We start from the raw sequence: 13767 nt of genomic DNA on the forward strand, positions 1-13767 counted from the left end.
AAAACATTGTATCTTTTAATCAGTAATAACAATAAACTTAAATAATGGTAAAAGCAAAATATCAAAACGTTCTTGACCTAGGAGAGAAACTTAACATCCAGAACGGAGATGTAAAAGAAGAAAACGGAGTACTTCATGTAACAGGTACTGCTACAAATCAGTATGAGAAAAATCAACTTTGGGATGCTATTAAAGCAGCTGGAGGAGAAAGTCCAAGTGATATAGTAGCCGATATTTCTGTTGCAGATACGTCTGTATATGCAAAACATACAGTAACAAGTGGTGACACATTAGGGAAAATTGCAAAGCACTATTATGGTGATGCAATGAAGTACAAAGAGATTTTTGAAGCAAACAAAGACATCTTAAAAAACCCAGATGTTATACACCCAGATCAAAATCTTGTGATTCCAAATTTATAAGATAGCATCATTTTCTTATAGTTAATTATCTATAAAAAAAGCTCCCAAATTGGGAGCTTTTTTATTTTTAGTCTAAACTAAATAATTTATATAATTAACTTTAAATCAATTAAATAAATCAACTAGTTGAAGTGATTATTTAATTGTATTTTTTTAAGCTAATCCCGATAAGTAGCTGCCGTAAAGATCATTAAAACGCATACCTGTAGTAAGTTTATATTTGCTCAACTTCTTGTTTTCTACAAGACCGAAGAGTATAAATTCTTTTAAGAAATACGTATCCTCTTTTGCCATTTCTGGTTGATATTTTTTGATCAAATCATCAAGAGGTGTGATACTATCTAGCATAAGTTCATACTCTTTATTGGTAAGCGTATCTTCTAGTTCAAAACCGCTTTGCTCAAAAAACCATGCTAGTACTTCTTCATAAGGATCTTTCTCATCATCCTTAGTTAGTTTTTCAATCTTAGGGAAATAGTCATCAAACAAAGAAGCTGTTGCATCGCCTATTAAAATTTTGGCAACCTCTCCTGCTCCTTCTTGTTCCCCTTCGTAAACAAGTTCTACCTTCCCTGTAATTGCAGGAACGATTCCTAGTAAATCTGAGTAACGTATGGTAGTAGTTTCATCTCCCGATAGCAACATACGACGTTCTGCAGTACTCATCAGGTTTTGAAAAGCAGTAATACTCATTCTGGCACTTATCCCACTCTTTTCATCTATAAACTCACTTTCACGAGCAACAAAGCCTATTTCCTCAATTAAGTCTTTCACTAGATTAGGAACATGAACCTTTGTTTTCTGACGCTCATCAAGATTTGCTTCTTGATCTGTTATGGTTCTTGCGATAGCTACTGTTTCTGGATAATGAGTAAGTATTTGAGAACCTATACGGTCTTTAAGAGGTGTTACAATGCTTCCTCTGTTTGTATAGTCTTCTGGATTTGCAGTAAAAACAAACTGCATATCAAGAGGTAGTCTTAATTTGAATCCGCGTATTTGAATATCTCCTTCTTGTAGAATATTAAATAGTGCTACCTGAATTCTAGCTTGTAAATCCGGTAATTCATTAATTACAAAAATTGATCTGTTTGCACGAGGAATCATCCCATAGTGTATCACGCGATCATCTGCATAGCTCAGTTTTAAATTTGCTGCTTTTATTGGGTCTACGTCACCTACAATATCTGCAACTGTCACATCTGGCGTTGCTAGCTTCTCTGCAAAGCGCTCAGAACGATGAATCCATACTATAGGTGTATCATCACCTTTTTCTTCTATAAGCTCTGTAGCAAATCTAGAAATAGGATTAAGTGGATCATCATTAATTTCAGACCCGCCTACTATAGGCATCCATTCATCAAGTAGGTTTACCATTTGACGTGCAAGACGTGTTTTGGCTTGTCCTCTTAGCCCTAGCAAGTTTATGTTATGCTTACTAAGAATAGCTCTCTCAAGCTCAGGAATAACCGTATGTTCATAACCGTGTATACCTTCAAATGTAGGCTTACCAGATTGTAATCTTTCTATCAAGTGTTCTCGTAACTCATCCTTTATGCTACGAGATATCCATCCGGCTTCTTTAAGTTGTCCTAGTGTATTTATCGTTTCGTAATTCATAGTATTTTTTTATTTCCTTTATGTAATAGCTGCTTGTTTAAATAGTCTACTAGCAACGGTATCTCCTTTGTAATAAGTGAATATTATAAAAGTTCTTACTTAATTCTCTTTTTTCTATTAGTCTCGTAGTCTTGAAAAATCATCTCACCTAACCCTTGCAGGCCTGTAAAAAATGCTTTTCCTTGATTTGCTTCTGTAAAATTATCTACAAACTGTTGTAAATAAGGATCATTTGCTATCATAAAAGTGGTGATAGGTATATGAAGCTTGCGTGCTTGTCTAGCCATACTGTAACACTTGTTTACAATATACTCGTCTAGTCCGTTTGGGTTTTTATAGTAACGACCATCCTTAAGTTTTAAACAAGATGGTTTACCGTCTGTAATATTAAATATCTGTTTATTTGAGTTGCGCTTGCGCCTCAAGATATCCATAGCAAGATTAAGACCTGCTACTGTGTTGGTGTGATAAGGACCAACTTGTAAATAAGGCAAATCTTTTATTTTAATAGGCCAGGCATCATTACCATACACGATAATATCCAGAGAGTCCTTAGGATAACGCGTGGTGATAAGTTGTGCGAGTGCCATCGCGACTTTCTTTGCAGGAGTAATACGATCTTCACCATAAAGTATCATACTGTGAGAGATATCAATCATTAACACAGTACTCATTTGAGCTTTAAAATGCGTCTCCTCTACGATAAGGTCACTTTCGCGCAAGCTAAAGTCATCTGCTCCATTATTAATTTGCGCATTACGCAAACTTTCTGTCATAGATATACGCTCTAACGGATCGCCAAAACGATACTCACGATGATCTCCAGTATGCTCATCGCCTCTTCCATTTAATTTGGAACGGTGATTACCTTGAGAGCTTTTTTTAAGTTTACCGAAAATTTGATCAAGAGCACGCTTTCTTATGGCGCGTTCTGTCTTTTCTGTTATTGCGGTTCCACTGTTGCCATCGGGCTTGACTTCCTCACGTATGTAGCCTTTGTCTTTGAGTTCTTGAACAAAGTCATCAAGGGTGTAGTCCTCATTTGTAAGTTTATATTCTTTATCCAAGTCTTTAAGCCAATCCATAGCCTCGTCAAAGTCTCCAGAGGTATGTGTAATTAGTTCTTGGAAAATATCTAGCAACTGATCAAATAATGATTGTTGCGGAGCATCATAGGTTTTAAAGACAAACCCACTCCTTTCTTGTTGTCTTCTCATAGCTTTATAAAAATACTACCTAATGGTATAATAAAAAAGCACCTCGCTAGAGGTGCTTCATAAATCTTTCTTAAGAGATGTAATTATCCTTTTGGCATAATTACAGTGTCAATAGCGTGTATTACTCCGTTTGAAGCAGCTACGTCTGTCATAATAATTGTTGACATTCCGCCTTTTGCATCCTTAATCACAACATTTGCACCATCCATCATTAATGTGATTTTCTCTCCCATTACTGTGTTAGTTTCAAATGATCCGTTGTTTGCTTTGATAGCTTCTACTACATCACCAGCCATATATTTTCCAGCAACTACGTGATACGTTAAGATATCTGTAAGCGCTGCTTTATTTTCTGGCTTTACTAATGTTCCTACAGTTCCTTCTGGTAATTTAGCAAATGCATCGTTAGTAGGTGCAAATACAGTAAATGGTCCTGTGCTAGTAAGAGTCTCTACAAGTCCTGCAGCTTTTACTGCTGTTACTAGTGTAGTGAAGTTCTCATTTCCTACTGCTACATCTACAATAGTTCCTACTTCTTCTTTTACTGGTGCTTCAACTTCCATTGTTGCCTCAGCTACTTCGTTGTTTACTTCTGTAGTTTTCTCTTTTGTTCCTTCGGCACATGAAGCAAATAATAATCCTGCTCCTGCAACCATTAATAACATCTTTTTCATAATAATTGGTTTTTTGAATAATTAATTTGTTCAAAGATAATTCGATTTTGTTAGACAAACCATAATACTATCTCAATTCCTTGTTAATCATTTCATAAAGCTTTCAAGGATTTAAGTTATGCTTTCGCGAAAGCGTGAATAAAACCTTTACAACATAGCGCATCCATTAACATCCCTTTAAGAATTTCAAATTAGCTTTTCTTTAACTTTAGTCCCTTGACTGTAAAGTCACAAAGAATCAACCAAATAATATAAAATGAAACAACTCTTCTCTCTGTTGCTGCTGTGCGTCTGTACGGTAGTCTCTGCCCAAAAACTTGACATGTCTTTATTAAAGGACATACAACCACGTAACATAGGCCCAGGCGGTATGTCTGGTCGTGTGACTGCAATAGATGTCGTTACAGACAATCCAGATGTAATGTACGTAGGTACTGCTTCTGGAGGTTTATGGAAGTCTACCTCTGGCGGAATAAAATGGGATCCTATTTTTGAAAATGAGCTTACAGCATCTATAGGAGCTGTTGCGATACAACAATCTAATCCATCTGTGATATGGGTAGGTACGGGAGAAGGTAATCCTCGTAACTCTCTTAATGGTGGTTATGGCGTTTATAAATCTCTTGATGGTGGTAAGTCTTGGAAGTCTATGGGACTTGAGAAAACAAGACATATACACCGCGTAATTATAGATCCTACTAATCCAGATATCGTTTACGTAGGCGCTATAGGTTCGCCATGGGGTGAGCACCAAGAAAGAGGTGTTTATAAAACTACAGATGGCGGTAAGACATGGAATAAGATCTTATTTACAAACATAAAGTCTGGCGTTGCAGATATGGTGATGGACCCAACTAATCCTAACAAGCTTATTGTTGCCATGTGGGAACACAAGCGTGATCCATGGTTTTTTAAATCTGGTGGTGAAGGTTCTGGTATCTTCATGACTCATGATGGTGGTGCTACTTGGAAACAATTGAGTGATAAAGATGGTTTGCCTAAAGGCGAACTAGGACGTATAGGTTTATCTATCGCTCCAGGAAGCCCTAATGTAGTGTATGCACTTGTAGAGGCAAAAAAGAATGCTCTATACCGTTCTAACGACGGTGGTTTTAACTGGAAGAAGATTAACGATAAGAGTGATATAGGGAACAGACCATTTTACTACAGTGATATTCACGTAGATCCTCAAAATGAGAATCGTGTTTTTTCTGTGTTTACATATGTAAATGTATCTGAAGATGGCGGAAAGAATTTTGACCAACTTATGGGAGCGTATGGAGTAGATAATGGAGTGCACCCAGATCACCACGCATGGTGGATTCATCCTAATAATGGGAAGTTCATGATGGACGGTAATGACGGCGGACTTAACATCACAAAAGACGGTGGTAAAACATGGCGTTTTATAGGAAACTTACCTGTAGCACAGTTCTATCATATTAATGTAGATAATGAGTTTCCTTATAATGTATATGGAGGAATGCAAGATAACGGCTCTTGGAGAGGTCCTGCTTATGTATGGAAAGCTCAAGGAATACGTAATGATTACTGGCAAGAAATTTCCTTTGGAGATGGTTTTGATGTAATTCCTGATCCAGATGATAGTCAGTTTGGGTGGACTATGAGTCAGCAGGGATCTGTGAGTCGCTACGATTGGAAAACTGGAAACAACTATGGTGTAAAACCTACACATCCAGATCCTGATGTATTCTTACGTTTTAACTGGAACTCAGCTATAAACATTGATCCTTTTGATAACAGCACTATCTATTTTGGAAGTCAGTTTGTACATAAATCTACAGATAAAGGACTTACGTGGGAAGTTATCTCTCCAGACCTAACCACAAACAATCCAGAGAAGCAAAAGCAATCAGAATCTGGTGGTCTTTCTATGGATGCCACAGGAGCAGAAAATCACACAACGATTCTAGTTATTGAGCCTTCGCCATTAGAAAAAGATATGTTTTGGGTAGGTACAGATGACGGTCGTGTGCATTACACTCAAAATGGTGGGCAATCTTACACTGATGTGTCAAAAAGCCTAAAAGGTCTTCCAGAAGGAAGCTGGATTGTACAAATCAAGGCTAGTAATAAAAATAAAGGGGAAGCATTATTAGTAGCAAATGATTACCGTCGTTTCAACTATACTCCTTATGCATACAGAACTACAAACTATGGTAAATCATGGACTCGTATTGTAGATGAGAACGATGTGCAAAGTTATGCGCTTGCCATTATAGAGGATCCAGAAGAGAAAAACCTTCTCTTTCTAGGTACAGATGATGGTTTATATGTGTCTATAGACGCTGGTAATAACTGGCAAAAATGGACTAAAGGATTCCCTACTACTTCGGTTAAGGATCTTGTAATTCATCCTAGAGAGCAAGATCTTGTGATTGGAACTTTTGGACGTGCTGCATGGGTTCTTGACGACATAAGACCGTTACGAGCGATTGCAAAGGATAGAAGTACGCTTTCACGAAAGCTTCAACTCTTCAACCCTCCTACTGCTTATGATGCCGCATACCAGCAACCTACGGGAAGTCGTTTTGGCGCAGATGCTCTTTATAATGGAGAGAATCGCGGAAGTGGAGCGCAAATAGCGTATTACTTTGTAAAAGATGAAACAGCATCTTCAAAAACATCTACAGATGATACTGATGAAGAAGATACTGATAGCGATACAGAAGTTAAAAGTGTAACGTGGGATTCTATCCATTTAAAAGTATACGACGGCGCACGCCAGATTCGTCATTTAAAATGGAAAACCCCAGACAGCACAGGAATTCATAAAATGACTTGGTATATGCGTGAAGCAGGCGGCGATCGTCCTTCTCGTTCTATTAGAAAATCTAAGAACGAGCCGGGAGGAGTTTCTGTAAAGCCAGGCACTTACAAACTAGTAATGCAATATGGTGATCAATCAAGTGAGTCTTCTATTGAAGTAGCGAGTGATCCTCGTTATGACGTTCCTGCTAAGGCTATTAATGATGCTTATAACACAGGAAAGCAACTTGAAGCAATGACACAAACTGCTGCAGATGCTGTAAAGCAACTAGTACAGAGCAAAACAATCGCTAGTGATTATAAGAAGATGATTAAAAAACTAGATGATGATAAAGCTTATAAAAGCGAACTCAAATCTATAGGAGAAATGACTAAGCGCATTGATAAGGTTATTGCTCTTTATATAGGTACTATTGATAAAAGACAGGGAATCACTCGTAATCCAGAGATTACAGTAATGAATCGTATAAGATCTGCAAGTGGTTATGCTCGTAGTCGTCCTAATGGGCTTACATCTACAGAGACTACATTAATATCACACGCTCGCAACGAGTTACAAACTGCGCTTGACAAGACAAATACCTTCTTTACAGAGGAGTGGGCTCCTTTTGAGTCTACACTCAAGGCTATGAATGTAAGTGCGTTTAAAGAAATCAAAACCTTTACCATAGATTAATATGAGAAAAGGAATCATTTTAATAGTAGTTACCATAATCATGACAGCTACCCTTACCGCGCAAGATCGCGGTGAGGACAAGCTAGGCTCATGGGGTATGCTCTTTACTACAAATCAAATCTCTGAGAAATTAAGTCTACATGCAGAGGCGCAGTATCGTACTTATGAATTTGGAACCAATTTTAATCAGTTGTTATTGCGTACTGCTTTAAATTACCATATTTCTGAGAATGCAATGGCATCATTTGGTTATGGATATATCACTACAGACACAGCTTTTGAGGAGTTTGATGGTGAAAAGAATGTAACTGAAAATAGACTTTATGAGCAATTTGTATTAAAAAACTCATTAGGTAATTTTAAATTCAGCCACAGATACCGCTTAGAGCAACGCTTTATTAATAGGCCTTTTGGTGAGAACACGACAGAGCATAGAGCACGTTACTTTTTACGAGTAACCTACCCTCTTAACGACACTTGGTTTTTAACAGCTTATGATGAGATTTTTATTAATCTGCAGAATGACTTTTTCGGTCAAAACCGTTTATATGGTGCTGTAGGGTATAATTTCAACAAGAATGTGAGCACGCAAGTGGGCTACCTCAAAAATGATTTTGCGGTAGATACCTACGATCGTTTTCAAGTAGCACTGTTTATCAAAACAGATTTAAGAAAGAAGAAAGGGTGATAACATTCCCATATCATTAAAAAACCTCAATCTTATGATTGGGGTTTTCTTTTTTTACGCTTTCGCGAAAGCGGAACAGAAAAATATAATAAAAGTGTAAAAATTTTGAAGGATAACCTTTATAACATATTAATTACACCTAATAATCGTACATTAAATTCTTTAAAGATAGGTTGCTCGATTTCCTACGACAGAAGAGCTACAACCATTCAACTAATAACTTATTATGAGATCTAGCAAGATAAATTTTACAAATGCACAAGGAGAAGTACTCTCTGGAAAACTTGACTTACCAGCAAACCAAGACCCGCATAACTTCGCCATTTTTGCTCATTGCTTTACATGTACAAAAGATTTTAGCGCAGTGCGCAATGTGAGTCGTGCTTTGGCTTCACAAGGATTTGGAGTACTTCGCTTTGACTTTACTGGTTTAGGAGATAGCGATGGAGACTTTGCAGATACTAATTTTTCTAGCAATGTAGATGATCTCATAAGCGCTGCAGATTTCCTTGCCAAAGAATACAAAGCTCCTTCCCTACTGGTAGGTCACTCGCTAGGAGGTGCCGCTGCAATTTTTGCTGGAGGCAAGATTGACACTATAAAAGCCGTTGCGACTATAGGCGCTCCTAGCAACCCTGTACACGTTCAAAAACAACTAGGCGCACAGCTCGCAACTATAAGAGAAGAAGGCCAAGCTCAGGTAAAACTAGCTGGGCGTGACTTTACGTTTAAAAAACAATTTATAGACAATCTAGAAGAAAATTCATGTGTAGATGCTGCTCGTGACTTGCACGAAGCGTTACTCATACTTCACTCACCGCAAGATGATACTGTATCTATTAAAAATGCAGAAGAGATTTACCTTGCAGCACATCATCCTAAAAGCTTTGTAACTCTTGATGGGTCTGAGCATTTATTAATTGACAAAGAAAATGCTTCTTATGTAGGAAAGATTATTGCGGGATGGGCTGCTCGATATATCCCTACTGAAGATGAAGCTTCAATAAGCACCACACACCAAGTAGTAGCAAGCCTAGACGCCGAAGATGGATTTTCTACACTTCTTAAGCTTGGAAGCCACCACATGAAAGCAGATGAGCCTGTGCGCGTAGGAGGAAACGACTATGGCCCTACTCCTTATGAATTACTAGCAGGAAGTTTATCTGCCTGTACTGCTATGACCATACAGATGTATGCAAAGCGTAAAAACTGGCATATTGAAAATGTTGAGGTACATACTAGCTATTCAAAAACACATGCTCAAGACTGTGCTGTTTGTGAAGAAAGTGACACCGCAGGTAAAATAGATACTTTTCATCGTGAGATTAAAATCACATCAAATCTTGATGAGAAACAACTTAAACGCATCTTGCAAATTGCAGATAAGTGTCCAGTTCATAAAACACTACATAGCGAGACTCAGGTTCTTACGAAGTTAATATAGGTTTGTTACGCTTTCGCGAAAGCGTACCCCATAAAAACACATCATCAACAAACATCAAAAGTTCGAAAGGGATACCATATCCTTTTCGAACTTTTTTTATTGCCTACGTTATCAAATTGTAAATTACTTACGATACACGCAACGCAAAGGAGATTCATGCATCTAGTTATAAACTACAACATTATGAAACACGTATGTATCCTACTACTCGTATCTTACTCACTACTGAGCTGTGTCACAGACAGAAGTAGTGATGATATAGATACTATTGATCTATTATCAAACTACGATGCGATTACTCTTGATCGTCCCACTTTTGAAGCAAGCGTCACTCTTGAAGACGCAAGAAACATTATCAACTCAGGGAAAATTTATGTCATTAATGATTTACTCTTTGTAAATGAAAAGAATGAAGGCTTTCACATTTTTGATAATGAAGATCCAGAAAATCCTACTGCCCTGGCATTTATTAAAGCTCCTGGTGCAACAGATCTCGCTATTAAAAACAATGTGTACTACATCAATCAAGCTGTAGATCTCATAGCAGTTACTTACGATAAACTTGATGAAAATCTGGTTGTCACAAAACGCATACGCGATGTGTTTCCCGTAAAACAATCTCCAGATGGATATATTCCAGATGTGGAGGATGGAGCTATAATTATTGATTACGAACTTCAAAACTAAATCACGATGAGAACATATATTTTTATATTAGTATTTGCAATCGTTTCATTAGGATGCAGTTCAGATAGTAATGAGGGAAGCAGCTTTAATAGCGCTGATAGTATAGGTCAAGGTGGTTCACTAGCTACTTTTGTTATTAAAGGAGATTACCTTTATACCGTAGACAATGAAGATTTAAATGTTTTTAATATCACTACAACTACAGATCCCGTACTTGTAAATACAGTTCCTATTGGTTTTGACATTGAGACTTTATTCAGTTACAAAGATTACCTCTACATAGGTTCTCGAAACGGGATGTTTATTTATAATGTGAATAATCCAGAGTTTCCTGTACAATTATCATCTGTGCAACATTTTACTTCTTGCGATCCGGTTGTAGCAAATAGCAACTATGCTTTTGTGACATTATGGAGTGATTTAGGATGTGGTGGTTTTGTAAATCAACTAGAGGTTTATGACGTATCTGACGTGCTTAACCCTATGCTTGTTAATATTCGCCAACTTACATTCCCAAAAGGTCTTGGACTTTACGGAGACTACTTAATAGTATGCGATGACGAAATCAAAATATTTGACGTAACAAACCCAGCCGAGTCTGTGCTAGTGCATAGCATTGATAGACTGGTATTTGATGTAATCATTCAAGGAGACTTGTTAATTGCCGTAGGAGAAAGTGGCGTTTTTCAATACGCACTAAATGCTCAAGATATTACAGATACAACAGCCCTAAGTACCATAAGTATCTAAAAGGTTTTATAAATGTTTAGTATTTCTTAGCTAACCTTGGTATCTTAGAGGTTATTAAACACTAATCACAAAATTTTTAATTATGAAATTCAAGTATATTACCCTAGCAATACTAGCGACAGCAGCACTTGCAAGTTGTAAAAAAGACGTAAAAACTGTAGAAGAAGTTGAGGAGGTAACTGTAGAGGCAGAAGCTCCTGCAGCACCTGTAGCGCAAAAAATTATAATGAAACTCGAACCTAAAAGCGATAGCAAAGCTACTGGGAGTGTTGTTTTTAAAGAAGAAGATGGCCAAGTAAGTTTTACAGCTGTTATAGGTGGGCTTGATGAAGGAATGCATGCAATACACATACACGAGAGTGCAGATTGCTCTAGCGCAGATGGTTCATCGGCTGGAGGTCACTGGAATCCTACTAACGAGCAACACGGTAAATGGGGAGCAACAGAGGGCTTCCATAAAGGCGACATAGGAAACTTCCCAGCAGACGAAAGCGGGAACGGAACGATCACTATGAGCACAGATCAGTGGTGTATAGGTTGTGGAGATCCTAAAAAAGATATCGTAGGAAAAGCTATTATTGTACACCAAGGAACAGATGACTTTACATCTCAACCTAGTGGTGCAGCTGGAAAGCGTATCTCTTGTGGAGGAATTATTAAATAAGAAAGAGCACTAACAAGTTTATAAAAAAAGCCTCACCATAACGGTGAGGCTTTTTTATGCGTTGTTGTGACCATATTAATTGGTATTTACATGTATTAGAATCATTTTTACATAATACTAAGGAAGTATCACTCGCTATAAATGAGACGTTAGATAGTTTCTGTTATATCCATATCTCTATGGTTGATGATATAAACTGAGTTACTTCGCTACATATAACGTATAGCAAACATGTCATGCTTATTAAAATTTGTAACTAGAAAATATCATAACGCAAAAAAGCCCTCGCAAATGCGAGGGCTTTTTTTATAGTAAGTTCTTTTGATAAGATTACTTCTTAACTTCTACAGCAGATTTTTTTAAGGCCTGGCTCATCTCAATAGATAGAGCAGATCTCTCAAATTTCATTTTACCTGACATTGTTTCCAATACACAAGTACCGTTATCATTAAGTTCAAGAATTTTACCGTGTAAACCACTTTTAGTGATCACGCGATCTCCCTTGGCAAGATCTTTATCAAAGTTCTTTTCTTGTTTTACTTTTTTACGCTGCGGTAGTACAATAAAAAATACTATAAATACCGTAAAGAGTAAAAGTGGGCCTAGTATGCCCTGCATTCCTTCGCCCATAGTGCTTATTTAGCTGCTCCTGCAGCAGGATTTACAAATGCTTTGATAAGTACAGTCTCTGTACCTTTCTCAGTGTTTGCTTTGATTGTAACAGTTTTAGTTACTTGGTTTGCACCACTACCGTTATATTTTACAAGTAATTCTCCTTTTTCTCCTGGAGCTACTGGATTTTTAGAATATTCTGGTACAGTACAACCACAAGAGCTCTTTGCATCTACAATTACTAATGGTGCTTTACCAGTGTTTGTAAATGTAAATTTGTGCTCAACAGTTGTTCCTTTTTCAATGTTTCCAAAATCAAATTCAGATTCATCAAAAGCAATAACTGGATATGTAGTAGCTTGTGCATCTCTCGCTGCAGCAACTTCTACATTTTCTTCTTTTACTTTGCTAGCTGCATCTTCCTTACATGAAGTAAATACCATAGCCGAAAGTACTCCTAATACTAATAAACCTTTTTTCATTGTTGTTTTTTATTAAATAATGATATGTAAAAATAAGAAAATTTAATTATTTTAAACCTCTACCCTCTTTCTTTAACCTTTTTTCTGACTCGTATTGTTTTACAAGCTTATCAAGTATTCCGTTTATAAAAATACTACTCTTAGGCGTTGAGTATTCCTTTGCTATCTCAAGGTACTCATTGATAGTTACTTTGACTGGAATGGTAGGGAATTTTAAAAACTCGCAAAGTGCCATTTTTATCAATACCATGTCTACATCTGCAATACGTTCTTTATCCCAGTTAGGGGTGTTTTCTGAAATTTCAGAAGACAAGAACTCTTCATTTGCAACAGTTTTCTCAAGTAAAGTAGTTCCAAATAATAAATCCTCATCATTCTTAAAGAGCACTGGAAGCAACATAGATTCTGGAGATGCAGGTTTCATCTTTCCTATGCGCTTTAATACAGCCATGTTTACCATAGGTATATCATCTATCCAAGTAAGTCGTGCATCCTCTATATAATCATAAAGCTTATCATTAGGAGCAATAATCTCAGTGTAGGCAGCAACAAGGAATTTTTTATCTGATTTAAAATCAGATTCTCCTTGTTCCATGTACGAGGCATATAATTCACTATTTATAAGTTCGTTATAAATAAGAGTTACATACTCATCATTCATTCTCCAGTTTTTGAGTTTACGCTTACTTACCTCGTCGCGCAACTCTGCATTGTCAGATAATTTGACAAGCACTTGGTTCTGAATAAACTTTGTGTTAGGATTTTTTTCTTCTTCGGTTGCTAGAATCTTTTTAGAGAATTTTTCTTGTTCCGCTTTCGCGAAAGCGTGAACCTCCACCATTAAATCTAGCATTAAGAGATACAGATTGTACATCTGGTTCATACTCTCCACTGTAAATTTATCTTCTTGTTGAAGATCAAAATGCTCCTTACTACCTAGTGCGTAGATGGTTTGCATTACTTTGACACGGATATGGCGTCTGTTTAACATAGCGACAAAGAACTTTTAGTTTGGTTATAAAATGAAAAAAGATCATTTTT

Annotated in this window: 13 protein-coding genes; 7 read left to right on the forward strand and 6 right to left on the reverse strand. The window is 37.0% G+C overall.

Annotation, left to right across the window (positions count from 1 at the left end; genetic code table 11):
• The first annotated feature begins 44 nt into the window (after nt 1–44).
• Nucleotides 45–422 carry a LysM peptidoglycan-binding domain-containing protein gene (locus tag ACJJVW_RS15240; protein WP_405252975.1) on the forward strand — a complete coding sequence of 126 codons (378 nt, stop codon included), beginning with the start codon at nt 45–47 and terminating at the stop codon, nt 420–422.
• Between the two features lie 153 nt (nt 423–575).
• Here the strand turns inward: ACJJVW_RS15240 and ACJJVW_RS15245 are convergent, their stop codons facing one another.
• The 3 genes from ACJJVW_RS15245 to ACJJVW_RS15255 all read right to left on the reverse strand — a co-directional run bounded on the left by ACJJVW_RS15245 (nt 576) and on the right by ACJJVW_RS15255 (nt 3933).
• Nucleotides 576–2042 (reverse strand): magnesium chelatase, encoded by a 1467-nt coding sequence (locus ACJJVW_RS15245; protein ID WP_405252977.1) that lies wholly within the window; start codon nt 2040–2042, stop codon nt 576–578.
• A gap of 95 nt (nt 2043–2137) precedes the next feature.
• A complete protein-coding gene (locus tag ACJJVW_RS15250; protein WP_108878918.1) occupies nt 2138–3259 on the reverse strand; it encodes a VWA domain-containing protein in 1122 nt (373 codons plus the stop codon).
• Nucleotides 3260–3342: 83 nt separating this feature from the next.
• Nucleotides 3343–3933 (reverse strand): fasciclin domain-containing protein, encoded by a 591-nt coding sequence (locus tag ACJJVW_RS15255; RefSeq protein ID WP_405252979.1) that lies wholly within the window; start codon nt 3931–3933, stop codon nt 3343–3345.
• Between the two features lie 256 nt (nt 3934–4189).
• On the opposite strand from ACJJVW_RS15255, the gene ACJJVW_RS15260 reads away from it, so the two are divergent.
• From ACJJVW_RS15260 to ACJJVW_RS15285, 6 genes are all read left to right on the forward strand, one after another.
• Entirely contained in the window at nt 4190–7399 is a 3210-nt protein-coding gene (locus tag ACJJVW_RS15260) for a WD40/YVTN/BNR-like repeat-containing protein (protein WP_405252981.1), read from the forward strand.
• A gap of 1 nt (nt 7400) precedes the next feature.
• Nucleotides 7401–8087: a DUF2490 domain-containing protein gene (locus tag ACJJVW_RS15265; protein ID WP_298325327.1), complete on the forward strand. Its 687-nt coding sequence runs from the start codon at nt 7401–7403 to the stop codon at nt 8085–8087.
• A 226-nt stretch (nt 8088–8313) separates the two neighbouring features.
• Complete coding sequence (locus ACJJVW_RS15270) at nt 8314–9531, forward strand: alpha/beta fold hydrolase (RefSeq protein ID WP_405252983.1); 1218 nt, start codon at nt 8314–8316, stop codon at nt 9529–9531.
• Between the two features lie 183 nt (nt 9532–9714).
• The gene (locus tag ACJJVW_RS15275; RefSeq protein WP_405252985.1) at nt 9715–10218 is read left to right on the forward strand and encodes a hypothetical protein; all 504 of its coding nucleotides are present in this window, start codon (nt 9715–9717) and stop codon (nt 10216–10218) included.
• A 6-nt stretch (nt 10219–10224) separates the two neighbouring features.
• The gene (locus ACJJVW_RS15280; RefSeq protein ID WP_405252987.1) at nt 10225–10968 is read left to right on the forward strand and encodes an LVIVD repeat-containing protein; all 744 of its coding nucleotides are present in this window, start codon (nt 10225–10227) and stop codon (nt 10966–10968) included.
• Nucleotides 10969–11050: 82 nt separating this feature from the next.
• Nucleotides 11051–11632 carry a superoxide dismutase family protein gene (locus ACJJVW_RS15285; RefSeq protein WP_405252989.1) on the forward strand — a complete coding sequence of 194 codons (582 nt, stop codon included), beginning with the start codon at nt 11051–11053 and terminating at the stop codon, nt 11630–11632.
• A gap of 330 nt (nt 11633–11962) precedes the next feature.
• Here the strand turns inward: ACJJVW_RS15285 and yajC are convergent, their stop codons facing one another.
• Genes yajC through nusB form a run of 3 tightly spaced genes read right to left on the reverse strand, consistent with a single transcriptional unit; the run spans nt 11963 to nt 13684 of the window.
• Complete coding sequence (yajC, locus tag ACJJVW_RS15290; RefSeq protein WP_405252991.1) at nt 11963–12262, reverse strand: preprotein translocase subunit YajC; 300 nt, start codon at nt 12260–12262, stop codon at nt 11963–11965.
• Between the two features lie 5 nt (nt 12263–12267).
• Nucleotides 12268–12726 (reverse strand): DUF1573 domain-containing protein, encoded by a 459-nt coding sequence (locus ACJJVW_RS15295; RefSeq protein ID WP_108878926.1) that lies wholly within the window; start codon nt 12724–12726, stop codon nt 12268–12270.
• 46 nt (nt 12727–12772) lie between these two features.
• Complete coding sequence (nusB, locus tag ACJJVW_RS15300; RefSeq protein WP_298325349.1) at nt 12773–13684, reverse strand: transcription antitermination factor NusB; 912 nt, start codon at nt 13682–13684, stop codon at nt 12773–12775.
• Nucleotides 13685–13767 lie beyond the last annotated feature (83 nt).

The organism is Dokdonia sp. Asnod3-C12 (genome assembly GCF_045063975.1).
In the GTDB taxonomy this organism is placed as follows: domain Bacteria; phylum Bacteroidota; class Bacteroidia; order Flavobacteriales; family Flavobacteriaceae; genus Dokdonia.